Origin of the sequence: Nibrella saemangeumensis, from assembly GCF_039541915.1 — a bacterium.
In the GTDB taxonomy this organism is placed as follows: Bacteria; Bacteroidota; Bacteroidia; order Cytophagales; family Spirosomataceae; genus Nibrella; species Nibrella saemangeumensis.
In genome coordinates, this window is sequence record NZ_BAABHD010000029.1 from 435,752 (window position 1) to 462,403 (window position 26,652).

The following is a 26,652-nucleotide window of genomic DNA, read 5'->3' on the forward strand; positions in this document are numbered from 1 at the left end:
CAACAGGAAATTTCTTTATCAGGCGAATTCCAAGAGAGCGATAAGAGTTTATCGCTCTCTTGGAATTCGCCTGTTTCTTATCTGACCATGCAGGTTGTCTTCAGAAACTCACCAAATGAAATTAATGGTGGTCATGGGGTATAGGGCAGGCTACAGGCTTCACGTCCCAAAGAACATCAGGACGTTTCACAACGCCCGGTGCGGCCACAGACCGTCGTCCCGAACGCCCATTAAATTGGGTAGGCAAATACAAACCATAGTCAAGCACGTGTCTGACTCTGGTTTGTTGATCCAGTGTAAACGAATTTCTGAAGCTGTAATAGTAGTCCATGTAATTTGTCGAGGAGAACTCTTGCCCATTGCAATCGGTCCGACTCATTGAATAGACTTTATCATTGTAGTTTTGCCGGTTGTACATGGGGGTATCAGGGCAATAATCGGCATCAGACGTACAATTATTCGTATTAAAGGCGTGATATAACCCCAGCATATGGCCAATCTCATGGGTGATAATGGTATTGTTATTGGCCCCATCGAATACCAGCGGTTTTAAAATCATAGAGAACAGGTAAAAAGGCTTTGATCCTTTAACGTATGTTCCCAGGCCAACCAACGGTTGGGTTACAGTCGGATAATAAGCTTTGCCGGCCCAGTTGTCGTCGGGTTCTTCAATGTAGTTGGCTACGTAAGCGTTGAGGTAATATTCGGGATTCCAGTAGTGATCCCAGCCGGCTTTGGTAAACATCTCGTCGTCTTTATATTGCTTACCACCTACGTCAACGTAGTGCCGGCCGGGCTGGGCCATCGGCTGTCCGTTAGGATCAGTGTCCGCCAGGACAAACTGTAACCGGAGATCGGCATGACGGTCTGCTTTAAGCGCGTTGGACGGATTGAAGTTATCCCGAAAGGTATTATTGAGCACATTAATCTGCTCCTGAAGCTTGTACTGCGGAATATCGACACCGTACAGGTGAAATACAATTGGGATGGTAACGATCCTCGCTTCACTGAATGATAACGCTCGCAGGCTGTACTCGGCACTTTCTTTACCGGCTACAACCGCCTTAAACCGGTATACGCCCGGTGTGCGGGTTCGAAACGTACGCTCCTGAGTAAGCTGACCATTCAGAAAAAGCTGCATATCCCGTTCGGCATACCAGTCGACCAACTTTCCCTCCCGATCCAGTACGTTAACAGTAAAGGTAGCGGCCGAAAGATTGTCGGCAATAAAGTCCGGCCCGTTCAGATTAACTTTTAGCAGTACGGTGCCGATATAGTACGCTTTGGGATGAGCGCTGATCACAATTTCGCTGCTTTCCCGACCAAACCCTTTGGCCACGAGCCGGTACGTACCTTCCTGCCTAGGCGTAAATTCAGCTGAAGTCAGAGGCTGATCGTTCACATATAAGGTGAGCCCCTTCAAATAATCGAATGGCACAGGCTTGTCATCAAACCCGATAGCTACCATCGAAAAGCGCAGTAGGGTGTTCCCGTCGGATAGAACCATTTTGGGATTACCGGCCTCAGGTTGAAGCCGGATCTCTTTGACAAGACTTTTCAGGTCTACCGCTTCGATCACAACAGGCTGGCTTTCCTTTGCGCCCAGCTTGGCTGTAATCTGGTATTTCCCCTCCTTTGCCGGAAGAAACGCATTGGAGGGTAACGGTTTCCCATCGACCAAAAACGTGTATAAGGCGTGGGGAATGTCCTTGCCCTGGGCGTCAGTCGCTGAGGCTCTAAAACGCAGCGAATCTGTATCGACGGACAGCAGCACCGTCGTTTTCCTCCCTTGCTCCAGGTTTACGGTCACGGCATTGGTCCGCTGGTAAGCGTAGTAATCGGCCAGCGGTTGTATATCTGACCGGCGCGAGCAGTCTGACAGGAGACTCAGCACACTTAACAGAAAGAGTGATTTAAGTAAACGGTTCAGTGGCATGGCAAGAATAACAAACAGAGGAAGTTAACATTAAAGCGAGAAAAGCAGCGATACCGCCTGATTGCGTACAGGTGTAGTGAGGTAACCTTCCCTGAATACATCGGTCAAGCCAGATTCGTAACGTAGTTCGAGAGGTCTCCGGCCCAGGTAAACGCCGGCCCCGACGGTCCAGCCATAGTCAAGTTTCCTGAAATGATTGGGAAGATTCTTATCCGGTACGGCAGGAGCACCGTTGAGCCGGACCTGGTGAGTGGCATTAAGCAGATAAGCTCCGTAGCCACCAATCCCTAAAAATGGGCTGAACCGCTCCCCTCTGGCTTTAACAATAACCGGCAGGAGCGCTACCTGCGCATAACTGAGTCGGGTTGTACTTTCCAGACGATGACCGTTCTCAGCAAACAGTTCATTGGCACCTTTGCGTACAAAGGAAACTTCAATACGACTGCCATGCCAGCGCGAATGGGCTACCTCAACGCTCAGACCTGCCTGCCAGCCCAGATAAGGCTTTTGTAGCACGGGCAGACGAACAGCTTCCGAAGAACGTTTGTAAAAATCGGGAAGCATAATGCCACCCCGCAAATTGACCCACGATCCCCTCAGTGACCGGGGCGTATTCACAGAGGATACCATTACACTATCAGTGGTCGCTATATTCTGGCCCGAACCGAAGAGCGGGACCAATAGCATAAAGAGAAAAGCCAGTGTAGGCTTCATCGGGACTATTTGGTTAAAAAAGAGCTAAATTGCAGTGCTCTGCAGCTAACCAAAAGTAGTTGTAACGACAATAGATACTTCAGATGATTTATTAAGCGGTAGAGGATCCGAAACATTATAGCAGGATCGGATTACTGATACCCCCTCGCCTGCAACTGAAACAATTCGGCGTATCGACCATCGTGCTCAAGCAGTTCTTTGTGACTGCCAATTTCGAGGAGCTGCCCGCCTTCCAATACCAGTATGCGATCGGCCATACGAACGGTGGAGAAGCGGTGCGAGATAATGACTGACGTTTTACCTTCCGTCAGCCGGGCAAAGCGCTGGAATACCTCGTACTCGGCGCGAGCGTCGAGCGCGGCTGTGGGTTCGTCCAGAATTAAGACCTGGGCCTCGCGCATATAGGCCCGGCCCAGCGCTACCTTCTGCCACTCACCGCCCGAGAGTTCAACGCCTTTGGCAAAGCTCCGGCCCAGCACCTGCTCGTAACCGCCCGGTAGCTTCGCGATAACGGTATCGGCCAGACTCCGCTGCGCCGACTCTTCGATACGGGGCTGGTTAGTTCGTTCGTCGATATCCCCCACGGCAATGTTGATTCCGGCCGACATTTTGAACCGGACATAATCCTGAAAAATAACGCCCACGTTGCGCCGGAGGTCATCGAGGTCATAATCGCGAAGGTCGCGGCCGTCGAGCAGAATACGCCCCTCGGTGGGGTCGTACAGCCGGGCCAGCAGTTTGACCAGCGTAGTTTTGCCCGCGCCGTTTTCACCCACCAGCGCCAGTTTCTCTCCGGCCTCCAGGGTAAAGCTCAGGTTACGCAGCGCCCACCGCTCCGAGTTGGTATACTTGAAGCCCACATTCTCAAAAACGAACCCTTGCTGCACCGGATTTGGAAAGGGCAGCGCTTTATCACGCGAATCAATGAGGGGGGTAATATGAAAGAAATCGAACAGGTCCTGCAGATACATGGCTTCCTGCGTCAGGCTGCTGAATTGAAGCAGGATACCTTCCAGCGACGACCGCAACTGCCGGAAGGAGCCGGCCAGAAACGTCAGGTCACCAATAGAGATGGTGCCACCGACCGCTCTGGCCACAATCCAGAGATAAGCCCCATAATAGCCGGCCGTGCCCAGGGCCGTCAGTACCGTACCCCACGATGCCCGCCGGATTGCCAGGGCACGATTTTTTGTGTAATACTGCCAGGACAAGTCACGAAAGCGATTGATGAGAAAGCCTGACAGGCCAAAAATCTTGACCTCCTTGGCGGTTTCGTCGCTGGCCCCGACGTAGCGCAGGTAATCGAGTTCACGCCGTTCGGGCGTCCAACTCCGCGAGAGCGAATAGCTTTTCTGGTTGAAGTAATTATCACCGATAAACGAAGGCGTCACCGCAATAAACAGGAGCAGCAGCAGCCAGGGGTTGTACACCGCCAGACCAGCCGCCAGAAAGCCCACGGAGATGATCTCCTGCACCTGCCCGAACACCTGCGACAGCAGAAATGACCGGCCGGTGGTCTGCCGGCGGGCGCGTTCGAGCTTGTCGTAGAAGGTAGCATCTTCAAACTGTTCGAGGTCCAGCGTGGCCGCGTGCTCCATCAGCAGCACCGAAGTCCGGTTGGTCACCAGGTCGCCCAATAAGCCGTCAAGCAGCGATGTTGCCCGGCCCAGGGCCGTCGACAGGATAGCCAGCCCAAACTCGGCGGCCACCAGTTCCCACAGGTAGGTGGTATCGCCGGCTCCCGACAGCCCCGACAGCCGGATTACCTCATCGATAATCAGCTTACCGATATACAGCATTACGGCCGGCATGGCCGCCCGCACCAGCCGGATCGCGGCATTGCCGATAAACAGGCCCGGTGATGTTTGCCAGACCATTCGGAAGAAAGCGGGCAGGTTTCCCAGCGCACTCAGCCGCTCCCGCCAGGAGAGGTCCGGTTTGTTAGGGTCAGTTGGGGTAGCAGTGTGATTATCAGGTCGAGATGATGCCTTTGCCATAATTCTGTTACAACCGCAGCTCGAAATTGGTTCGCTGCTGCTACAACGCAGCATTACGACAGATCAGTCCAGACCGTTACACCAAATACCTGTCTACTTTATCCAGGTATCGCTCGTCGCTAAAACCGGTTCGGTTGAAAATAAGGAAACTCCCCAGTTGCTTATCGGGATACAAGCGGAGTTCGCAGTAGTAACCGCCACCTCCGCCTGCATGGGCAACATACGAAGTGCCGTTCAACTGACCTGTAAACCAGGACAGACACATGCCTGTACGCTCCTGTTTATCTGTTCTGCCTTCGGTAAAAAGAAGTTTGTAGTAATCATTATTCAATAAAGATTGATCCTGCCGTAGCAAAGCTTGTCCATACCGGACAACTGCTTCTGCGTTGCCAATCAAACCACCATAGGGAGTACCATTTAAATAATAGGGTTTAAAGGGCTTCCATTTACCTACCCTCTTATCCATAAACGTATCGGTATCAATCAGCAGATTTAGCAACAAACCCATCAGGCTATATTGATTCTGGTACCCTATTGCGTGTAGACTAGCATCGGTAATTGTAAAGCCAAGCTCGTGGTGCGAAAGGTTTAGAGGACCAATAATATGCTCCTGTATATAGCGTTCATAAGGAATACCGGTAACAGCCTCCAGCACCTGCCCCACCAGTACATACCCCAGATTGGAGTACCGGCACCGGCTACCAGGCGTTTCGCGGGTTGAAAGCTTCGCGTCAAGCAGGGGCTTGAAAAAAGCATTCCGGTCAAAGCGGGCATGTTCCTGTACAGGATGTATCCAGCGTAAAGGCCACGGGTCTTTCAGGCCGGATACATGAGCCAGCAAATGCCTCAGCGTGATCTCCCCGGTATCATACACCTGAGGCAGGTACATACAGATGGGACGGTCGAGATCTACAAGCTTAGCCTGCGCCAGTTGCAGCATACTCAGAGCCGTAAAGGTCTTTGTTACCGAGAAGACAGGGAAGGTAGTAGACCGGCTAACGGGTACTTGTCGCTGCACGTCAGCGTAGCCCTTGCGGTATTCACAGACAACAGTATGTGGGGTAAAGTGCACATACTGAACGGATGGCGTACGCCCCTGCTCCACTTCCTCACTCAGCACAGCCTCGACCCAATCCATCTCTTTTTCTGCAAAAAGGGGGGATACCGTTTTCATCGTCTGGAAGAGTCCTGAAATTTAAACCGATAGCCTAGATGCACCGCCATGATGTATTTTACCGGACTGAGTTGATACGTTGGCTCCGGCCGGGCGGCATTCGAACCCATCTGGATCTCTTTACCGATATTGAACCAGGGAGTAATATAAAGATTCGACCGCTTAAACGGGAAAATGGTATAGCCTATCCGAACGTTGGGGTACGCAGTCCGAAAATCGACCCGCTGTCCGGTTGTGCTCAGCGTAACGTAATTATTATACAGGAAAACAGCAGGGCCAAAAAATAATCCTCTGCCAGACTGACGGAGGGAGTAGTCGACAAACAGGGCATAGCTCGGACTAAACCGAAGATTGCGCCAGCCTAACTCCTTATTCGTCTTTGTCAGTAAGGCATCCGGCACTCCACCCTGAAACAGTGAGCCCATCACGCTCCAGTGCGGAAAAGCTTTATGACTGAAGCGCAGGCTGACCGAATACCCTTTGTACAAGTAAGGTGCCGGATCTGTTTCCAGCGAAAGCGTGGTAGCCGGCTGTTCAGCAGTACCAGGCGTAGAGAATTGAGAATAGCTCATCATGGGCCATAGCGCCATTAACACAATGAATACTTTCAGTGTGGCGAACCGGTGAATGAGGTGAGCAGAACTGTTTTTTGGTGTGATTAACGTTTTCATGGTTGTCGTGTGGTAAATGTTCACTACAAAGGTCTTCTCTCCCCACCCGACTACCATTATCATTTGTTAAGAAATGCACCCGGCACCAAAAATCAGTAATCAGTCGCAAAAGCGGAAGAAAGACACATGATGGTGTCTCACACCAGGCTTTTTGTGGTCTCTCTGCATAAAGATTAGGCTGATTTTTGTACCTTTCCCCGGTGTTCCGTCGCATACGGCATAGTTACACAGCAGGTACTGCTACCCAGCCTGTCATCAGCGCCGGTCTGCGGGCCAGCCTCCCGGCAGGGAGTATACCAGCCCCTGCTTCACTTTATCTATGATTCGGAACCGACTGCTTCTGTGCCGCACCTGTTGCGTCTTCATTACGTGGATAAGCTGGCTGACGGTGGCTCAGGCGGGGACCGGCGTCGATACCTTATTTCGACTCAGTACCGACCTGCGTATCCTCCGACTCTGGCAGCATTCTCCGTTTCTGAACGTTGGCCAGTACCCTCAGGGCCTGACCGCCAAGGACTCGACGGCTGTACTGACCCAACTGGCCCAGCTGGCTCAGTTTGCTCAGCGGCAGGAGGACCAGCGTCTGTACTGGTACGTTCAACTGCAGAAGATCTTATTTCGTGGTGCGTTAGGTGTACAATCCAGCAGACTCGATGCGGTGGCGGTAGCGGCTTACATGGATGCGTGTCCCGTGCTGGCGGTGAAGGCCTCGTACTGGTACTTAAGGGGACGGGACGAGTTTGAGCACCAGCACTTCGATGAGTGCTTTCGCTGGCTGTTGCGCGCCCAACAGGCGTTTGACCAGATCGGCTACGACAATATCCCCGAGATTAGTGAATACCTGAGGGGCCTGGCCGATGTTTATTATCGCTTTGGAGAGTATCCCACCTGCATTCGTTACATGCAGGCTTCCGTACGCTACCCGCCTATAATCATGCGGTTGCGAATGGCGGCCCTGAATGCCATCGGGCATTGCTATCTGCAATTGGGCAACTATCCCCAGGCCCAGACGTACTTCCTGCAAACCCTGAAACTGGCTCTGACTCACCACGACGCGGCCTATACGGCCATTGCCAATACCTCCGTTGGGCATATCCTCATTGAGCGCCGGCAGTTCAGGCAGGCGCTGCCTTACCTGTATCGCGGCTATGAACTGAGCCGGATCAGTGTCCCTGAAAATGCGGCCCTCACCGCTCTGTATCTGGCTAAAGCGTTAATCGCCCTCGATAGCACCCGCAAAGCCAAAGCCTACATTGAGAAATCCCAGGGCTTTTTTAAGAATAAACCCTGGTCTGATTATGATCTGCACTACTACCAGGCCCAGACCCTGTACCACAAGCGGGTGGGGGACTACCGGCAGGCCACTATGTATCTGGATTCGTCCCTGCGGCTGCAGGATACCCTGCGGGTGCGGTTCAATGTTCAGCTGTTAGCCGCTTCGCAAATCCGGGTCAACGCGGAGCGTTACTTGCGGGATCTGCACAGCCTGGAGGTGGAAAAGACCAACGCGGTACGCATACGCAACATCATTGTGGTGGCCCTGGTGTTATTAACCCTGGTAGGTGCCTACGCCCTTAGGCAAAACCATCAGAAACGGATGCAGGAGAAGCGTGTCCTGCTTGCCCGCCAGCAACAGGCCGAGGCCTTGCTGACCCAGTACGTAGCCAACCTGCAGGAGAAAAACCAACTAATTGAAACCATATCGGCCGAGTTGAATCAGGCCAGTCCTCCTCCCCTCCAGGATCACCCACCCCAGCCACCGTCCCTGGATAACCTGCTGAATCGGGTGATCCTGACCGAAGTGGACTGGCAACAGTTTAAGCAACTCTTTGAGGATGTGTACCCCGATTTTTTTGCTGCCCTGCAACGACACTTCCCGGAGGTAACCCCGGCCGAGATTCGGTTGCTGGCTCTACTGAAGCTGGGTATCTCGACCAAACAGATGGCCTTTATGCTGGGCGTTACCATGAACACCATCCGCACCTCACGCTACCGGCTGCGTCGTAAGCTCGAACACCACCAGGGCGATCCGAACCTGGACAATCTCATTCAGCAATTATAGGCTTCACCCCCCCGTTGCCAGGTCAGACAAACCGGGTTGCTCAGGCAACTGCATTCATTTCTCCAAACGCCTGGTATACAATAGCTAAGTTGAGGTTCAGTAAATCTTAGCTCTAGACTGTCTACGCTTTGTCTACACCCTTGTCTACACTTTGTCTACGGTGTTAATTAGGCCCGGACGCTGCTTTTTCACTGCTTTGCATCGGCTCTTGCGAAACAAGCCCCTGCCCCGATGCGCCAATTCTTCGTCCTGATTTCCAATAGCGACCAACGCCGATGGCTGCTGCAACTCCTGGCTCTGTTGCTGGGTGTTGCCCTGCTGGCGGGCAGCATATGGCTGTATTATGACTACCAGGTACGCCAGCTTGAGCAACAACAGCGGAAGCTGATAACGGAGTAGCCTAACGTATGGTGAGTACCCAACTCACTACCGCAGCACACAACCAAACTTTCTTTTTAACTCAATTAATCGCCAGTATCATGCAGTCACCCTTTACGTGGTTTACCCCCTCTTCCGGCCGCAGCCGCTTCTCCCTGCTCCCGGTTATCAGCCCAGGCCCGCAACGGCAAAGCCTAAGCTGGCTAGCCTCCTGCCCTCGCCCGGTATATGTCCTGCTGTTGCTGTGTCTGACAAGCCTAACCTCACTGGCTCAGACCACCTGGACCGGCAGCACCAGCACGGACTGGAACACGGCCACCAACTGGAACACCGGCAATGTGCCTACCGCCACCGATGACGTAATCATCCCGGATGTAGCCAACGACCCGGTTATTGGTGCCGGCACAATTGCCCTGGCTTACTCTATAGAAGTCCAGAGCAGTGCTTCGCTCGCCATCCAAAACACCGCCAGCCTCACCATCAACGGCTCAAAACTCATCAATGGCTTAACTATCTCGTTATACAACAAAGGCACGGTCAACAACAGCGGAGCGCTGGTGATAGGCAATATTGCCTCTTTAGAAAGATATGGTATTTTAAACGATGCTATTTTTAACAATACCCCAGGAGGCACTATTCAGATCGATCGCACAACCGATACTGGCTTGTATAGCCGCGCCGGCTCCTTCACCAATGCGGCCAGTATTATTATCGGTGCCAGTGCCCCTGTGGGCTCCTTTGGTCTTTACAACAACGCTACTTTCATCAACACCACCGGAGGCACCCTTCAAATTGATGGCTCAGCCTACGGTGGCATACGCAACTATACCGCCGGCACCTTTACTAATGCGGCCAGCATCATTATCGGTGCTAATGGGGGCGTGGGAACCTATGGCCTTGAAAACTTCGCCACCTTCACCAATAGCGGCTGCGCTACGCTATCCGTTTTCGCGCCCTTTTATAACAACAGTTCCTTTAGCAACCAAGGTCTGCTTACCGTTAGTACCGCCGGAGCACACAGCAACACGGGCTTTAGCAACAATGGCATTCTGGCTTACCCGCAAGGAAACCCTATACCCAATGTGACGAATAACGCCTTGATCTCCCTTCCTATCACAACCTGCGGGCCCACGGCTACGTCAGCCCTGCAAATAGGGGAGGCTAATTCCTTTACCGTTGGCACAACCTGGTATAAGGATGCGGCTCTTACCACGGTTGCCGGTACCTACAGTCCCAATACATTTACGGCCAGTAACTCAGCAACAGGCACCTATCCGGTATACTTTTCGGTCACCAATGGCTTAGCCTGTTCGTATGTAGCCAGTGTGGCAGTAAACAGTCAGAGCAACGTAGCCCCCAGCATCACCACACTCACGGTGGGCACCAACCTCCTGCCTATTAACACGGCCTTTACGGTTGATGCGGTAGTGTATGATGCCAATAACAACCTCACTACCGCCAGCATTGCCTGGGGAGATGGATCCAGTGCCTCTATTAGTACCGGCCTGGGGGGCGGTACCCTTTCGGCCTCTCACTCCTATACCACCGCCGGCGTGCACCGCATCAGCCTGACGCTGTCCGATGCCTGTGGGGCCACGGCCACCCAGACTTATGAATATGCCGTAGCCTATGATCCCTCGGCAGGCTTTGTCACCGGTGGTGGCTGGATTGATTCGCCCGCCGGGGCCTATAGTGTAGAGCCCACGCTGACGGGTCAGGCCAACTTTGGTTTTGTGGCCAAGTACCAGAAAGGAGCCACCGTGCCTACGGGCAATACGGAGTTCCAGTTTCACCTGGGTAACCTGCACTTCAAGAGTACGGTCTACGAATGGCTGACGGTGGCGGGTGCTCGGGCTCAGTTCAAGGGGTCAGGTACGCTCAACGGGGTGGGTGAGTACGGCTTTATGCTGACGGCCATCGATGGGGCAGTCAACGGAGGGGGAGAAGCCGATAAGTTCCGCATCAAGATCTGGCAAAAGCAGGATGGAGCCGTGGTGTACGACAACCAGCGCCACACAGCCGATGATGCCGCCTTGTCGACGGCTATTGGTGAGGGCTCGATTGTGATTCACACACCTAAGGGCAGGAATGCCCGCCAGGCCTGCAGTGCAGAGCAGGGCGAGCTGACCGTACAGGTGCTGGGCAATCCCGTGAGTGGCCAGCAGGTAGAAGCCCTGATTGGGGGAGCCGCCGGGCAAACGCTGCGGATATCGCTGGTGAGTCTACAGGGGCACCTTGTCGAGCAGCAGCAGGTGGAGCAGGCCCAACCCCAACAGCGGGTGGTGCTGCAGATAGGTAGCCTGCCGGGCGTGTACCTGTTGCATGTCAGCACACCGGATCAGCAGAAAACCATCAGGGTGCTCAAAGGGCAATAAGGTCGTGCGTTGACTGAAGTACTGGTTGATAGCCCATAGCTTTGCGCAGGGTCAAAAGGGTGAAGCATCAGCCTGAAACCAGTTATAGCTTACCTTACAGTAACCAGGTCGTAGGCGGAGGCAGTGAGTACATAACTCACTGCCTCCGCCTACGACCTGACTTTTTGCAAATCCTTTTGCGTCAGAAAAGCGCAGATAATGAGCCTGCGCTTTGCCAGTTATAGATTTTTTTAGTTACTTACAAGAAGGCTACGTGGTCTATCTATATAATCTGACAAAAGGATTTGCTTATTGTGACGGCTGACATGCGCGCTGGGGTTGGCTATCAACAAGTTAGTCTGGTCAGTACAGGGTTGGCCTTCGTGATCGCCCTGCTGCTTTGTTTCTCTAGCACGGCCCAGGCCCCGCTGGATACGGCCCAACGGGGTGCCGCCCAACGGGATGCCGCCCAACCGTATGTGGCTTCGGTGAAACACTATGGACCGGAGCAGGGCCTGGCACACCGGGAGGTAAACGCTATTTTTCAGGACCAGCAGGGCTTTATGTGGTTCGGTACCAAGCTGGGCCTTAACCGCTTCGACGGGCAGAGATTTACCCAATACACCAAAGAACGGAATGGACTCGATTTTGACGATGTCCAGTCTATCGCCCAGGATGCCGAAGGAATATTATGGCTCATGGGCCCTTTCGGTCAGCCGCAGATTACCCTGTTCAATCCTCAGACGAATAAAGCTGTTTCCTTCGAAGAGAGGTTCAATAAGCCAGTCTCCTTGAAGTTGTCTGACGTTCCCCAGCGTCTGCTCAGCAGCAGTAACGGCACCATTTTTTTTATGGAGCATCAACCCGCCAGGCTAATTTCGTACCATCCTGAAACCGGGCTGCGGTATGCTGCCTTACCACAGTTTAAGAAACTGTTTGCCTTTCAGGTTACGGCCCGCAATACGGTTTGGGCCGTGGCGGATGACAGGCTGCTGCTGGAGTTGATGCCGGATGGCCGTATCCTGAATCAGTTTGCCCATTCTCAGGGGCCGATTACCGTCTGTTTTGGGCAGCGAAACGCCGGTATCGAATTTTTCTATTTTGCCCCTGGCCCCGCAAAGCGGGCACAGGATGTATTTTATAGTGTAGACGAGTCCGGCCAACGGCGGGAGTGGCCGAATTCGTTGCTGACTTCGCTATACCGGCCCATTTATCCGGTTTGCTACGCCTTCGACCAGACAGGTTTAGTCTGGGATGGGATGAGTTTGCGGGATTCAACTCAGGGAGACCTCCTGACCATTACCCCTCACACACCGGGCGTGCCCATTACCAACCGAAGTTTTTTCCGTGACCGCAATGGCCTGTTTTGGCTGGGAACCAGTTTTGGCATATATCAGGTCAACTTGGCCAAAAACAATTTTCACCGGTTGTTATACCAGGAAACCGACAAGGGGGCTAGTATAGAGCCTATCCGAGGCATCACCGTGCTGGGCGATCAGGTATACGCCAACCGGGAGAACCAGGGTCTGTATAGGTCATACCGGCTGGGCGGCCCCCCAAAGAAGGTATTCATACTACAAGGGGGGCCTGCTTTTATCCGCGCCTATGGGTTAACCCACGATGAGCAGGGTACCCTCCATGTCGGCACTGTTGGTCAACTCCTGCGTTACACACCGGTAACCGGAGCCAGTTCCAGTATGGCCCTTCCCGCAGGATACATCATGTGGACCCTTCACCCAGTTGATTTGGAGCAATGGTTAGTAGGTGGTCAACCAGGCCTTTTGTTGTTTGAGCCAAAACGGGAGCAGGTACGACCATTTACGCAGTACAATCAATTTACTGAACTGGCTCAGGCCCATATCCTGCATATCGCTCCCGACCGGCAGGGCACCCTCTGGCTCTGTGCCAATACCGGCTTATACACCCTGGACCCGAAAAAAGGCATAACAGCCCGGTACTGGAGCGGAGGTAAGGGGCGCTTTTACCTGCCTGCCGAGAATTACCAGCATTTTTACCAGGATCCCCAGGGCATCTACTGGCTGGCTACGGCCAACGCGGGACTCATTCGGTGGGACCGTCGGCAAAGCCGGTATCGGCAGTTCCGGCGCAGCGAAGGCTTATCCAATGATAATATCTACGCCGTCTACCCTGACCACCGGGGCCACCTCTGGATGAGCAGTGATTTTGGTATCATGCAGTTCGACCCTGTCCGGTTCACCACGTATGCATACTTTGTGGAAGATGGCATAACCAACAATGAGTTCAACCGAATTGCGCATTATCAGGATAAAGACGGCCGGATCTATTTTGGCGGACTCAATGGCATTACCGCCTTTGACCCCCGCGATTTTAAGACACATAGACCGGCCGACGGGTTACCGCTGCGCATTACTTCGTTTCGGCAGTATGACGATGCGACGGATAAGCTTGTCGATAAAACAGATGAAGTAGTCAGGACGAACACCATCACCATACCGCCCGGCGACCGCTCGAGTGTGATGGAGTTTGCCCTGCTTAATTACACCAACGCCGACAAAAACGTGTATGCATACCAGATTAAGGGCATCGATACAGAATGGACCTTCCAGACGGAGCCCACCCTACGGCTGAGTAACCTGCCCTATGGTGACCATCAGCTACTGATAAAAGCACAGGCGGCCGACGGACAATGGTCGGGCAATACGCTGTCCATCAACGTATCGGTGGTGCGGCCGTTTTATCTGCGCAGCTGGTTTCTGGTCCTTACGGCCCTGCTGGTAGGTGCCGGTATATGGGCGTGGCTACGCTGGCGGATCTGGCGGCATCAGCGCGAACAGATCCGGTTGCAGCGGGAGATTCATCAGGCCACAGCCCGCATTGAGGCCGATAAAGAAACCATTGAGCAGCAGGCGCAGGATCTGCTCCGGCTCAACGAAGCCCGCTCCCGGTTTTTTGCTAACATTTCGCATGAGTTTCGTACGCCCCTTACCGTAATTCTGGGCATGGCCGCCGACCTGGCGACCTATAAGCCGGAGGCAAAACCGGCCGTAGTTCATAAGGCGGCCGGCCTGATCAGCCGCCACGGCTCGAATCTGCTGCGGCTGATCAACCAGATTCTTGACCTTTCCAAACTAGAAGCCGGCGAGATGCACCTACAGCTGGTGCGGGCCGATCTGGTAGGCTTTGCCAGGTACGTTGGCGAATCGTTTCAATCGCTGGCTCAGGCCAGGGGGATTCAACTGCATGTGCTGTTGGCGGAAAAAACGGCTGAAGCTGATTTTGATCAGAACAAGCTTCAGGATATCCTTTCCAACCTGCTGGCCAATGCCCTCAAGTTTACCCCGGCGGGCGGGCATATTTACTATCAGCTAAAGATTCTGGAAAACTGGCAGCCTCTATGCGTACAGGGATTTTACGAGGAACTTACCCCAACCGCCTATCTGGATGATCCCGGGCTGGACGGTCCCAGGCTGGATGGTCCCAGGCTGGATGGCCCGTGGATTCAGTTCAGCGTCAGCGATACCGGACCCGGTATTGAACCGACCAGCCTGCCGAAAGTCTTTGGCCGATTTTTCCAGGCCGAGCCACGAATGGCCGGGCCGCGTTCGGCCGGGCCACGTATGGCAGACAATCAGTCGGCTTCACCGGTTAACGGCACCGGCATTGGGCTGTCGCTGGTGCGGGAACTGGTGCAGCTTATGCAGGGTGGACTGGCCGTTCGGAACCACGACGACCTTGGCGGGGCCGAGTTTGTAGTCAGTATACCGCTTACCCGTCAGGCTCAGCCTGCCGAAGAACTAGAACCCACTCCGGTACAGGTCAGCCCCGAGCCCATTCAGCAAGACGAACCGGAACCGGTCACTTCCGGCGACGGACCCTTGCTGTTGCTGGCAGAGGATAATGACGATATAGCCGCGTACATTCAGAGCTGCCTCGGAACCGACTACCGGGTGATCAGGGCCGAAAATGGACAAGTCGGCATTGATCTGGCGCTGGAGCAGGTGCCGGACATAATCCTCAGCGACGTGATGATGCCCCTCAAAGATGGATTTGAGCTATGCGATACGCTGAAGAATGACCAGCGAACCAGTCACATCCCCGTTGTTCTGCTGACGGCCCGGGCGGCCGTGAGTGATCGTATTGCCGGCTTACGGCGCGGGGCCGATGCTTACCTGACTAAACCCTTCCTGCGGGAAGAACTCCTGATTGTGCTGGGTAACCTGATTCAGACCCGGCGGCAGATGCAGACCTACTACAGTCAACTGGCGCTGGGCAGCAGCCCGCTGAACGGCACCCCGCTGGACCATACCAGGCCGGACCTATCCAGGCCGGACGCTATTCCTGCTGAAGAGACCCCGGTCGACGCCGTCGATGCTCTGGAAGATGCTTTTCTGATGAAGCTCCGGACTACGGTAGAAGCCCAACTGGAAAGCCCCGAACTTTCGGTGGAAACCATTTGCCAGCAGTTGGGCATGGGCCGGACCACGCTGCACCTGAAGTTAACGGCCCTGACGGGCATGTCGATCAGCCGCTATGTGCGCGCCCTGCGGTTACGCAAGGCGCAGATGTTATTAACCACTACGAAACTAAACGTTTCGGAAGTAGCCTACGCCGTGGGCTTCGACAATCCGAAATATTTCAGCCGGTTGTTCTCTGAGGAATTTGGCGTTTCTCCCGGAAATTACCGCCATTTGGCCGGGGGCTGAACAATACTGCACCTTTTCGGAACAATAGTGCACCATTTTTGGCGGGGGTAGCCCTACTCTTGTACCGCTGTTGTATCATCTCTTAAACCACTCAGCGTACTGACTATGTATCTACTTTTTACCTCGTTCGCTCAGCGAACCCTCGAGATCTCCCCCAGCTTGTTCACCCGCCGAAGTTCGCAGCGGCATCGAACCAACTGGCTAACGTCGGGCTTACGTGCCATATGCATGCTGCTGTTGCTAGGCCTGCCTAGCCTGAGCGCGTGGGCCCAGTGCTCTGGTAATATATGGCTCAGCAGCCAGGCTCAGGTGAATGCTTTCCCTTCCACCTGTACCCAGTACGATGGAACAATACGTATTGAAGGGGACGACATCACTGATTTGAGTCCGATGGCCAATCTGCAACGTATAAGTAATTATGGTAGTTTGATTATTCAAAATAACCCGCAACTTATCAGTCTTGCCGGATTGAACAGTTTGATATCAATAGAAAGAGGAGACTTGCTAATTCAAAACAATCCTGAGCTGACGAGTCTGACCGGTCTGGAGAAGTTGACGGAGATTAGTAGAAGCTTGAACATCTTAAATAATGTGAAGCTTACCAGTATAGCCGCGTTGGCGCGGTTGGATTTTTTAGGATATCATTTGCAGATTCAAAGCAATCCCGAACTAACAAGTCTGACCGGTCTGGGGAACCTGCGAGAACTTAGAAACGGAGACTTATCTATCATTAACAATAGCAAACTTACCAGTCTGACCGGACTGAACGGGCTATATATGGTAGGCGGTGTTGTACGTATTTCCAACAATTCCGAGCTGACGAGTCTTGTTGGCCTAAATAACCTAACCGCAGTTGGAGAGGTGATGTATCCTGCAGGTATGTATATTTCGGGCAACGCTAAACTTAGCAGTCTTGCCGGGCTGAGCAGATTAAGTTCAGTTGGAGAAGAGATGCAGATTGTAGGTAATCCCCAACTGACGAGTCTGACCGGTCTGGAAAAGCTAACCAAGATTGGATACAGAGGGAGTAATAATATAGACTTCCGAATCCTCAACAACGCCAAGCTGGCCAATATAGCCGCGTTGAGCAGGTTGGCCTCAGTAGGAAGAGATGTGCGGATTCAAAATAATCCTGAGCTGACGAGTCTGACCGGTCTGGAGATGCTCACCAGCATTGGTGGAAACTTGCTAATCAACAACAACGCTAAGCTCACTACCTGTGCTATTGCCAGCGTTTGCCAGTTTGTAGCGGCTTATCCTGACAGAACCCAAATCTCGGGGAATGCGCCGGGTTGCGCTACCCTGGCCGAGGTGCAAGCTAACTGTAATCCAAACAACTCGCCACCAACCCTGTTGACCCAGGCTGGAGGGGCCACCTACCCCGCCGGTCAGTCCGCCGTCACCGTACCCCAGTACTCCGGACCCGTCGTGCTGGAGGTGCAGGGTTGCCCAGCGGGTACTACCATCGCCTGGACGGGCCCCAATGGCAGCAGCGGCAGCTCCAGTACCATTCAGGTACCCACCACCCAGACCGGTACCTTTGTTTACTCGGCAAGCTGCCAGCTGGGCGCCAGCACCAGTCCGTCAGCCTCCGCTACAGTGGTGGTGCAGGCCGCTCCCCTGCAGATGATTGCTCCGGTCTATAGCTGCGCTACCCGGCAGTTGACCCTGCGCACCACAGGAGGAAACGGGGGGGTGATGGAATACCAAATTGCCAGTGTAACTACCGGCTGGGAGAGCGTCAGCAGCAATACCTTTATCGTGCAGGATAAACACATCGGCCAGGAGCTGAAGCTGCGGGTCCGCCAGCGTAATGCCAGCGGAGGCTACACGGAGGTTTCTATCAGCTTTACCCCCACCGCCTGCAGCAATGCTACTGCCCGCGTCGCCAGTGCCGAGCAAGGCCTGGAGGTGATGGTGCTGGGTAATCCGATGCAGGGTGAGCAGGTGAGAGCCCTGGTGCGGGGTGCCGGTGGGCAGCGCTTGTGGGTGGAAGTGGTCAACCTACAAGGCCGTGCTGTGGCCCAGCAGCAGGTGGAGCAAGCCCAGGCTGAGCAGGACTTGCAGCTGGAGGTGGGCCGCACCCCTGGAGTGTACCTCTTGCGGGTGAGCACCACTAAAGAGAGTCAAACCGTGCGGCTTCTGAAAGCCCAGTAAGCCTTTCCTTGTGGAGTTAGCGCAACCAGTCAGCAGGCTCAGCAGAAGCTGGACCTGCTGACTGGTTTTTAGTGTAGCACCCCGACTATCTGTGAAGTTGCCGAATGAAACATGGTCTGGAGAAGCGGAGATAAGTAGCTCCACAACCGTAATAACGCCCAGCCCCGAAGCATTCTCCCGGAAATTATCACTAATCAGCCCGGGGCTGAACAATACTGCACCTTTTCTGAACAATAGTGCACCTCATTCTGGGTGAATATCCATACGTTTATCCTGCTGTTGTATCGTCTCTTAAACCACTCAGCGTACTGACTATGTATCTACTTTTTACTTCGTTCGCTCAGCGAACCCTCGAGATCTCCCCCAACTTGTTCATCCGCCGAAGTTCGCAGCGGCAATGTCCTGGCTGGCTAGTAACCTGCTCCCGTGCCGTATGGATCCTGCCAGTGCTTCTAGCCGGTGTGCTGAATGTGAGTGCCCAAAGCGGTGGTTGCTCTACCCCCAGCTTTACACCGGCAGTACCTTATAGCTCCGGCGGTAATAGCCTTAATTATACAATCACGGGGGACTTCAACGGCGATGGCAATCCCGATGTAGCAGTAACGAACGCTGGCTCCAACAATGTTGGTGTACTGCTGGGCAGTGGTAATAGCACCTTTTTGCCTGCCACCACCTACCCCTCCGGTGGAGGTGTGCCATTTGATATAACAACCGGCGACTTCAACGGCGATGGTAAACTCGATCTGGCGGTGACAAATTTTAACTCCGACAATGTGGGTGTGCTGCTGGGCAATGGCGATGGCACCTTCGCGGCTGTCACCCTCTACCTCTCCGGTGGAAACGAGCCACTTGGTATAACAACCGGCGACTTCAACGGCGATGGAAAGCCTGATCTGGCGGTGACAAATCTATCCTCCGACAATGTGGGTGTGCTGCTGGGCAATGGCGATGGCACCTTCGCGGCTGCCACCACCTACCCCTCCGGTGGCGACGTGCCATTTGGCATCGCCACCGGCGACTTCAACGGCGATGGTAAACTCGATCTGGCGGTGACGAATGGAGTCTCTAATGATGTTAGCATCCTGCCTGGCAATGGCGATGGCACCTTTGCATCTGCCGCCACTTACCCCACCGGTGGTGGGGCTCCCAGGGACGTAACAACCGGCGACTTCAACGGCGATGGTAAACTAGATCTGGTGGTGGCAAATCTATCCTCCGACAGAGTTGGCATCTTCCTGAACAATGGTGATGGCACCTTTGCATCTGTCGCCACCTACCCCACCGGTGGTGGTCAGCCATATGGTATATCAACCGGCGACTTCAACGGCGATGGAAAGCCTGATCTGGCGGTGACAAATCTATCCTTCGACAATGTGGGGGTGCTGCTGGGCAATGGTGATGGTACCTTTTCAATTGCTACCACATTTCCCTCCGGTGGCGACCAGCCACTTGGTATATCAACCGGCGACTTCAACGGCGATGGAAAGCCTGATCTGGTCGTGGCAAATTCCAACAACAATTTGGGTGTTTTACTAAATATGTGTGTGCTGGACAGCGACGGTGATAATGATGGGGTAAACGATGAAGTAGACAACTGTCCTCTAACCGCCAATGCCGATCAACTCGACACCGATAGTGATGGTCAGGGCAACGTGTGCGATACGGATGATGATAACGATGGCGTAGCCGATGCCCAGGACAACTGCTCCCTGCTGGCCAATGCCAACCAGGCCGACTTTGACCAAGATGGCCAAGGCGACATTTGTGATGAGGATGATGATAACGACGGTGTGGTGGACATCTATGACTGCGAGCCGCAGAACGGCAAAAAAGCCAAGTACCTGGTGTGTCACAACGGAAATATGTTGTGTGTGGATAAAGAAGGCATGCAGGACCACCTGGCGCATGGTGATCAGCTGGGTGCCTGTAGCCCCTCGCCTGCCAACGCCCGCCTGAGCGCCGAGCCAGCTCATCCTGAGCTGCAGGTGCAGGTGCTGGGCAATCCGGTGAGTAGTCAGCAGGTAGAAGTCCTGATTAGCGGAGCCGCCGGGCAAGCCCTGCGGGTAGCGCTGGTGAGCCCACAGGGTCGTACACTCGATCAACAGCAGGTAGAGCAGGCCCAGGCTCGGCAGCGGGTGGTACTGCAGGTAGGCAGCCTGCCGGGGGTGTACCTCTTGCAGGTCAGCACCCCGGATCAGCACAAAACCATCAGGGTTCTTAAAGGGCAATAAGCGGTTGTCCTGAATAAGGGATAATTCGTACCAGCATGGCCTGGGTATCGTCAGCCTGCCAGCGCATTCGCCTTCGCTTAAATATGCTGGCAGGCTGACGAAACTCAGGCTGTTAATTGTTAAACAAGGAAAGAAACGGAAGATCCGGAAAATCAATGGGCTACGCCGGAGTCTGGAAAGCTCTACTCAGCGGTGTTGCGCCAGTTCATGCCGGAGCCGGCTGAACGACACGGGTGTAATGCCCAGATACGAAGCTATTAACGAATGGGGCACCAGGTTCTCCAGATTCGGATACGCTTGGCGAAGGTCCAACAGACGTTCTTTGGCACTCCAGGCGCGAAACGCCACTTCGTGGTGAATACTCTGGCGTAGTTCATCGGCCAGAACATCCTGCCCGAACCGCTTTACGTCGTCTAGTGAATAGCGGAGGGCATCCAGGGCTGCCACGGGCATATAAGCGACACAGGCAGGAGTAAGCGCCTGCAGGGTAAACAGACTCCTTCCGGTAACGGTACGGGCAAAATGGGGCGTTACTACGGTTGGAGCCGTATAAAAGCCTGTGGTGACATATTCCCCATGTTCGCCCAAGAGACTGCGGTGAACGAGTCCTTCCAGCAAAAAGTACTCATACGTATCGGGCTGGTGCTCCTGAGTCAGGAATTCATCTTTAGTCAGATGCCTGATCTGGCAGCTCTCCAGAAGCTTATGCATCGAAGAAGGCAAAACTGTATGATGGCCATTGATGATGGATGTAAACACATTTTGCTGAAGCTCATTCATAGACGAACGGGCAGCCTGATAGCATTACTATTGCTCTAAAAGGCTGTCTTCCCCTAAATATAGCGATTGGGAGCGTTACTATTCGGCATATCCATCCTAAGTTACCGGGCTAACCGCCACACCTGAACCGTTTTGTCGGCGCTGGCGCTGGCAATCCACTCACCATCCGGGCTATACGCCACATCGTTGACTTCATTGCTATGCTCGGCAAACGTTTGCAGGAGCTTACCTGTTGCGACATCCCAAAGCCGCATGGAAACGCCTTTGTTGACCTTTGAGTCGCCAAAAAAATTCTGGACGACTTCACCGATGGCCGGCTTGTCCCGGCTGCCACTCACGATTCGCCTGCCGTCCGGGCTGAAGGCAATGCCGTACACGCATTCAGAATCGCCCTGGAGCGTACGGAGCAGGTGACCGTCGTTGACATTCCACAGCTTTACCGTTTTATCATCACTTCCGCTCGCCAGCGTTTGGCCATCCGGACTGAAGGCAACATCCACAATGGCCTCCGTATGGCCTTCCAGGGTTCGGATCAATTTGCCGGTATGGGCATCCCAAAACTTCAGGGTATTATCAAAGCTGCCGCTGGCCAGCTTGGTGCCGTCCGGACTAAACCGGATTGACCATACCGTTCGGTCATGGCCCTTTACCGTGCGGACATGGCTTCCCTGCGCTACATTCCAAAGCGTAATAACAGCATCTTCCCCACTGACCGCCAGCGTTTTTCCATCCGGACTAAAGGCAAGGGTCCATACGGTTTTAGCATGACCCGGAAAACACCTGACCAGACTACCATCCGAAACCCTCCACAGCCTTACAATGGCATCATAGCTGCCGGTTGCGATGTATTGCCCATCCGGACTAAACTCCAGATGCGTCACACCCATGGAGTGTTTCAGTGTCTGAATGACCTCACCGGTGGTCTTTTTCCAGATTCTGACGGTACTGTCTACACTCCCGCTGGCTACCAGGGCTCCGTCGGGGCTAAAGCGCACAGCCCACACTTTGTTTGTATGGCCAGTGAAAACGTTCGATAAAGTAGCCATGCCACCATCAACCACGTTGGCTTTGTACAGAAATTCGGAGTAGCCTGCCGTGAGCAGAATAGCTACAACCGTTAGGGAGACAAACTTCATAATCAACAGGTCAATGGTTCAGACGATGTGTGTTTAGCAAAGATGCTTTTTTTCTAAGCTACTATGCAATACACACTAGCCATTAAAATGATGAACGGTAGAATAGCAGGATAAGCGACCTTCCCCGTACTGAAAAGGGTCTCTCCCTAGATCAATTTGTAATTCTTGTACTCCCCCGCCCGCCAGCCCGTTACGGCTTCGATCAGCGCCAGCAGGCGGTTCCTGATAGACAGCTTCTTCTGCCGAATGTCAAATTGAAAATTCCAGTCTGCCCGATTAATGCGGTCCTGCATCACGAGGGGATGCTGCCCGGTAAACAGGGCAAGCGAGTCGATGCCGCTGTAGTCGAAATTCTGTAGCTCCTGCCGCACCTGCGCCATCTGCTGGTCGGTATGCCAGTAGCGCCCGAAGTTGCTCAGTTTACCGGCCTGTTTTTCCGGCGGCTTCACCCAGCCGTAATGGTGCATCCAGGCATCAATAAGCTTGACGTTCAGTTTGCGATTGTCGCGGGTGCGGAAGCCCTGCGCGTCGCGGTAAGCCACCACATTACCGGTATTGCGCACGATCCGGACTTCGCGCCGGTACCACTTTCTCGAATCGGCCACGTAGCGGTAGGAGCCGTAGAAGTGCCGGTAGTTAAACAGGAGGCCTTCTACCGCCGGCTGATCCAGGTACTGCTCCATGGCCCGGCGCACCTCGGGCAGGTATGTCTCCGGCAGCACCTCGTCGCCCTGAATATAAAACGCCCAGTCGGCATCCGGCGCAATAGCGGCAAGGGCTTTATCGGTCTCCACAGCCAGTACGCGACCACCTTCCCGCAGCGTATTATCCCAAACGGTTTCTATAATCCTGATTTTCGGCGAATCGATGGATTGTACCAGGGCAAGAGTCTCATCCTCGGAGCGACCGACGGCGATCACAAACTCATCGCAAACCGGCAGGATGGACTGAATGGCTTCGACAATAGGGTAATCGTATTGAATGGCATTGCGGATAAAGCTGAAGCCGGCGACTTTCATTACAGGAGCAAACAAGATACTAAGCCGACAAATTTACACCCTTTTGCCCGAAAAGAAGTCATGCCCAGCCAGGGTAAACTACCCGAAATTCTGTCTCTATAAGAAGACAAATCATACTACTCCGTAACTGCTGACCTATGTTTAACCGAAGGGCCTTTCTGAAACAGTCTACGCTGAGTGCCGCCGGCTTGCTGGTGGCCCAACCGATATATGCTAAAGGTGTACAGGCAGAATACAGTCTCGCCGGCAGTTTGGGTCCGGATAACCAATCCGGACCTGCCTCTGCACTACCTGCCGACAGCCCGTTTGCGTTGCGGTTCCGGCAGATTCACCTCGATTATCACACCAGTGAGTTGATAGAGGACATTGCCGGCAGATTTGACCCCGAAGAGTTTGCCGCTACGCTGGATAAGGCCAGAGTGAACTCGGTCACCTGCTTTGGCCGCTGCCACCACGGGCTGATCTACCACGACACCAAACTGTTTCCGGATCGGCACCACCCCCACCTGAAACGAAACCTGCTGAAAGAACAGATTGAAGCCTGCCACAAACGAAACATCCGGGTGCCGGTGTACGTAACCGTACAGTGGGATTACTTTACCGCCAATGAACACCCCGAATGGGTAATTGTGGACGAACATGGCAAACCCTACGGCACCGAGCCTTACGAAGCCGGCTTCTATCGCTACCTCGACGTGAATACCCCCTACCGCGATTTCCTGAAACGGTATATTGGCGAACTCTTCGAGACGGTGCCGGTAGATGGGCTCTTCCTGGACATCATCAAAGTACTGGATTCGTCAAACCCGCATAACATCCGGCAGATGCGCAAAAAGGGACTGGACCCGGCCCGCTCCGCCGACCGGATGCACTTTTACAGTGATGTGATGGTGGAATGGCGCGAAGACCTCACGGCGTTCATTCGTAAGCTGGACCAAAACGCGTCTATCTTCTACAACAGCGGGCATATCGGGCCGTATATCCGCCGACCGCTGCCCACCTATACGCACCTGGAACTGGAATCACTGCCGAGTGGGGGCTGGGGGTATCTGCACTACCCGCTGACATCGCGCTACGCCCGTACGCTGGGCAAAGACTTTATGGGTATGACCGGCAAGTTTCATACCTCCTGGGGTGATTTTCATTCCCTGAAAAACCAGGCGGCTCTGGAGTTCGAGTGCTTCAATATGCTGGCTATGACCGGAAAATGTTCTATCGGCGATCAACTGCCGCCCAACGGCAAACTCGACGCGGCTACCTACGATCTCATTGGCCATGTGTACCGGCAGGTGGAACAAAAGGAACCCTGGTGCCAGGGAGCCCGGCCGCTGGTCGACATCGGCATCGTGACCATCGAAGAGATGCAGCCGCTGGAAACCTCAGCGCGGGTGCCGGAGCCAATGATGGGTGCCGTTCGGATGCTCCAGGAAGGTAAGCATCAGTTCGACGTGATCGATGTGCTGAGCGACTGGTCACCGTATAAAGTGGTGATTCTGCCCGACCAGGTGGTGATGACTGATGCCATGAAGCAGAAACTGGAGGGTTATCTGGCCGGCGGTGGTTCCGTTATTGCGTCGCACAGTTCGGGGCTGCGGCCAGACAAAAAGGATTTCGGCAGCTCGGCCTTCGGTATTTCACTGGTTGGCGAGGCTCCGTACAGCCCTGACTTCATTGTCTCCTCCGGCGAAGGCATTAGCGCCGGACTGCCGGCTACCGAGTTGGTCGTTTACCAGAAGGCCATGGAGGTAAAGCCGGTCACGGCCACCGTACTGGCTATGACCAACGTACCGTATTTTAACCGGACGTATCAGCATTTCGTCTCGCACCGGCACACGCCCTCATCAGGTAAGGCGGGCTATCCGGCAGTGGTGCAGACCGGTAAAGTCATTTATTTTGCCCACCCGATTTTCAGCCAATACGCCCAGAATGCCCCAAGCTGGTGCAAAAAGCTGGTACTGAACGCGGTTGACCGCCTGCTGCCCGACCCGCTGGTGCAAACGCCGGGGGCACCTACTACATTAATGGCGGCCCTGAACCGGCAGGCCCCCCAGAACCGAAGCGTACTCCACCTGCTGCACTACGTACCCGAACGGCGGGGCACCGCATTTGATGTACTGGAAGATGTAATTCCGCTGTACAATGTAGCGGTATCGGTCAAAACGCCGGGCCGGGTGAAAAGCGTGATGCGGGTGCCGGAAAATAAAGCGATTCCGTTCAAACAATCCGGTGACCGCATCGTCTTCACCGTGCCGGAACTGCGCGGCCACCAGATGATTGCCATCTCATGACCGCCACCGTCGGATAAACTGCTGAATCCCTTTTTCAAGCGGACTCAGCCGGCTGTACCGCACCGTCCAGTACGGCTGCGCCACCGCGCCAAAGCTTTGATAAAACCCGGCAATGGATGGTTTTTCGGGACTCTCAAAGTCAAAAAGCAGCGGCTGGCCGGCTTTTTCCTGCAAGAGTTGGTCAATTAGCAGCGTCCGGGCATTGCCGCGCCGGCCACTTTCCGTAGCTGCGTTGAACAGGTAAACGATCCGGTTGCCCTCCTGCACAAAGAGGGCACCGGCTTCGATGGAGCCGGCCCGGCGGGTGTACCGAAGCGTGATTAACCCCCGTTTATGCAACGCAGCATACAACGTTCGCAGCTGGTCATACGCCCAATTGGCCACGGTGCCGGGTATGCTGTCGGCATGGTTGCACCGGAATAGTTGCAGCAATGGCTCAATATTCTCCTCCTCCGTAACTGTCCAGTGGGCAGCCTCAGCCCGGCGCAGGTTCAGTTGGCGATCACGGCTATAACCTTGCCGGATAACGTCATACCCCGGTGACAGATCAAGCACGTGGGTATAATACGGATAGATCTGCAAGCCCGGTAAATCGGGTGGGTGCTGCGGTGTAGCATAAACTGAGCAATACCGGAAATGCTGCTGCATAGCCTCATAAAAGGGCAGCACATCAGGGGCGTCCCCTTGTGCAAATACGCCCAGAAACTGGCAGAACAGCGGCTGGTGCACCACCCACCGGCCAAACTTCCGGCGCAGCGGCACCGGCATTACCGCCTGATACGCGCCTGCCTTGCCTGGTATGACCAGACCCGCCCATCGCCAGGCAACACAATCCAGATACCAGGTATAGCCATACATCACCCGCTGCGGTGACCGCTTTACGCACTGGTTCCAGGCAACGTCGTTGATTTGAGCGCGGGAGAGGAGTTGGGGGGACACAGGGGTTAGTTTTTTACCCCAGCCCTAAAGGCGGTCGGCCGCTGCCGGGCCTGCTGGCGCACAAATATGGCTGTCGCCAGATATGAAGCTTGTGCGAAGCTCTTTCATGCGCCAGCAGGCCCGGCAGCGGC

The 26,652-nt window shown here is 54.2% G+C and carries 16 protein-coding genes; 7 read left to right on the forward strand and 9 right to left on the reverse strand.

Annotated features, from left to right (window positions below; translation table 11 throughout):
- Positions 1–121 precede the first annotated feature (121 nt).
- From ABD949_RS14965 to ABD949_RS14985, 5 genes are all read right to left on the reverse strand, one after another.
- Positions 122–1,936 (reverse strand): M43 family zinc metalloprotease, encoded by a 1,815-nt coding sequence (locus tag ABD949_RS14965; RefSeq protein ID WP_345244654.1) that lies wholly within the window; start codon positions 1,934–1,936, stop codon positions 122–124.
- A 30-nt stretch (positions 1,937–1,966) separates the two neighbouring features.
- On the reverse strand, positions 1,967–2,650 hold the full coding sequence (locus ABD949_RS14970; RefSeq protein WP_345244655.1) for a porin family protein: 684 nt from the start codon (positions 2,648–2,650) through the stop codon (positions 1,967–1,969).
- A gap of 131 nt (positions 2,651–2,781) precedes the next feature.
- The gene (locus ABD949_RS14975) at positions 2,782–4,647 is read right to left on the reverse strand and encodes an ABC transporter ATP-binding protein (RefSeq protein WP_345244656.1); all 1,866 of its coding nucleotides are present in this window, start codon (positions 4,645–4,647) and stop codon (positions 2,782–2,784) included.
- A 76-nt stretch (positions 4,648–4,723) separates the two neighbouring features.
- Positions 4,724–5,821, reverse strand: a complete 1,098-nt coding sequence (locus ABD949_RS14980) for a serine hydrolase domain-containing protein (RefSeq protein ID WP_345244657.1) — start codon at positions 5,819–5,821, stop codon at positions 4,724–4,726.
- Positions 5,818–6,492, reverse strand: a complete 675-nt coding sequence (locus ABD949_RS14985) for a hypothetical protein (protein ID WP_345244658.1) — start codon at positions 6,490–6,492, stop codon at positions 5,818–5,820. Before ABD949_RS14985 ends, ABD949_RS14980 begins: the two co-directional genes overlap by 4 nt.
- A gap of 319 nt (positions 6,493–6,811) precedes the next feature.
- Here ABD949_RS14985 and ABD949_RS14990 point away from each other — a divergent pair, with 319 nt between their 5' ends.
- The 6 genes from ABD949_RS14990 to ABD949_RS15015 all read left to right on the forward strand — a co-directional run bounded on the left by ABD949_RS14990 (position 6,812) and on the right by ABD949_RS15015 (position 20,359).
- On the forward strand, positions 6,812–8,554 hold the full coding sequence (locus tag ABD949_RS14990; protein WP_345244659.1) for a tetratricopeptide repeat protein: 1,743 nt from the start codon (positions 6,812–6,814) through the stop codon (positions 8,552–8,554).
- A 231-nt stretch (positions 8,555–8,785) separates the two neighbouring features.
- Entirely contained in the window at positions 8,786–8,953 is a 168-nt protein-coding gene (locus tag ABD949_RS14995) for a hypothetical protein (RefSeq protein ID WP_345244660.1), read from the forward strand.
- An 80-nt stretch (positions 8,954–9,033) separates the two neighbouring features.
- Positions 9,034–11,307 (forward strand): T9SS type A sorting domain-containing protein, encoded by a 2,274-nt coding sequence (locus tag ABD949_RS15000; RefSeq protein ID WP_345244661.1) that lies wholly within the window; start codon positions 9,034–9,036, stop codon positions 11,305–11,307.
- A 293-nt stretch (positions 11,308–11,600) separates the two neighbouring features.
- A complete protein-coding gene (locus ABD949_RS15005) occupies positions 11,601–15,971 on the forward strand; it encodes a hybrid sensor histidine kinase/response regulator transcription factor (RefSeq protein WP_345244662.1) in 4,371 nt (1,456 codons plus the stop codon).
- 390 nt (positions 15,972–16,361) lie between these two features.
- Positions 16,362–18,128, forward strand: a complete 1,767-nt coding sequence (locus ABD949_RS15010) for a T9SS type A sorting domain-containing protein (protein ID WP_425576756.1) — start codon at positions 16,362–16,364, stop codon at positions 18,126–18,128.
- Positions 18,129–18,442: 314 nt separating this feature from the next.
- Complete coding sequence (locus ABD949_RS15015) at positions 18,443–20,359, forward strand: FG-GAP-like repeat-containing protein (RefSeq protein WP_345244663.1); 1,917 nt, start codon at positions 18,443–18,445, stop codon at positions 20,357–20,359.
- Positions 20,360–20,545: 186 nt separating this feature from the next.
- Here the strand turns inward: ABD949_RS15015 and ABD949_RS15020 are convergent, their stop codons facing one another.
- From ABD949_RS15020 to ABD949_RS15030, 3 genes are all read right to left on the reverse strand, one after another.
- A complete protein-coding gene (locus tag ABD949_RS15020) occupies positions 20,546–21,139 on the reverse strand; it encodes a Crp/Fnr family transcriptional regulator (RefSeq protein ID WP_345244664.1) in 594 nt (197 codons plus the stop codon).
- 101 nt (positions 21,140–21,240) lie between these two features.
- Positions 21,241–22,275: a WD40 repeat domain-containing protein gene (locus tag ABD949_RS15025; protein WP_345244665.1), complete on the reverse strand. Its 1,035-nt coding sequence runs from the start codon at positions 22,273–22,275 to the stop codon at positions 21,241–21,243.
- 146 nt (positions 22,276–22,421) lie between these two features.
- Entirely contained in the window at positions 22,422–23,294 is an 873-nt protein-coding gene (locus ABD949_RS15030; protein WP_345244666.1) for a glycosyltransferase family protein, read from the reverse strand.
- 137 nt (positions 23,295–23,431) lie between these two features.
- On the opposite strand from ABD949_RS15030, the gene ABD949_RS15035 reads away from it, so the two are divergent.
- Positions 23,432–25,582 carry a beta-galactosidase trimerization domain-containing protein gene (locus ABD949_RS15035; RefSeq protein WP_345244667.1) on the forward strand — a complete coding sequence of 717 codons (2,151 nt, stop codon included), beginning with the start codon at positions 23,432–23,434 and terminating at the stop codon, positions 25,580–25,582.
- Here ABD949_RS15035 and ABD949_RS15040 read toward each other — a convergent pair.
- Positions 25,577–26,521 carry a GNAT family N-acetyltransferase gene (locus ABD949_RS15040; RefSeq protein ID WP_345244668.1) on the reverse strand — a complete coding sequence of 315 codons (945 nt, stop codon included), beginning with the start codon at positions 26,519–26,521 and terminating at the stop codon, positions 25,577–25,579. The two genes, ABD949_RS15035 and ABD949_RS15040, sit on opposite strands and share 6 nt — an antisense overlap.
- Between the last annotated feature and the right edge of the window lie 131 nt (positions 26,522–26,652).

Coding starts and splice junctions, on each gene's coding strand:
- ABD949_RS14970 (WP_345244655.1), bottom strand. CDS start 2,650: ATGAAGCCTACACTGGCTTTTCTCTTTATGCTATTGGTCCCGCTCTTC.
- ABD949_RS15015 (WP_345244663.1), top strand. CDS start 18,443: ATGTATCTACTTTTTACTTCGTTCGCTCAGCGAACCCTCGAGATCTCC.
- ABD949_RS14980 (WP_345244657.1), bottom strand. CDS start 5,821: ATGAAAACGGTATCCCCCCTTTTTGCAGAAAAAGAGATGGATTGGGTC.
- ABD949_RS15000 (WP_345244661.1), top strand. CDS start 9,034: ATGCAGTCACCCTTTACGTGGTTTACCCCCTCTTCCGGCCGCAGCCGC.
- ABD949_RS15010 (WP_425576756.1), top strand. CDS start 16,362: ATGGCCAATCTGCAACGTATAAGTAATTATGGTAGTTTGATTATTCAA.
- ABD949_RS14990 (WP_345244659.1), top strand. CDS start 6,812: ATGATTCGGAACCGACTGCTTCTGTGCCGCACCTGTTGCGTCTTCATT.
- ABD949_RS14965 (WP_345244654.1), bottom strand. CDS start 1,936: ATGCCACTGAACCGTTTACTTAAATCACTCTTTCTGTTAAGTGTGCTG.
- ABD949_RS15035 (WP_345244667.1), top strand. CDS start 23,432: ATGTTTAACCGAAGGGCCTTTCTGAAACAGTCTACGCTGAGTGCCGCC.
- ABD949_RS15025 (WP_345244665.1), bottom strand. CDS start 22,275: ATGAAGTTTGTCTCCCTAACGGTTGTAGCTATTCTGCTCACGGCAGGC.
- ABD949_RS14995 (WP_345244660.1), top strand. CDS start 8,786: ATGCGCCAATTCTTCGTCCTGATTTCCAATAGCGACCAACGCCGATGG.
- ABD949_RS14975 (WP_345244656.1), bottom strand. CDS start 4,647: ATGGCAAAGGCATCATCTCGACCTGATAATCACACTGCTACCCCAACT.
- ABD949_RS14985 (WP_345244658.1), bottom strand. CDS start 6,492: ATGAAAACGTTAATCACACCAAAAAACAGTTCTGCTCACCTCATTCAC.
- ABD949_RS15030 (WP_345244666.1), bottom strand. CDS start 23,294: ATGAAAGTCGCCGGCTTCAGCTTTATCCGCAATGCCATTCAATACGAT.
- ABD949_RS15020 (WP_345244664.1), bottom strand. CDS start 21,139: ATGAATGAGCTTCAGCAAAATGTGTTTACATCCATCATCAATGGCCAT.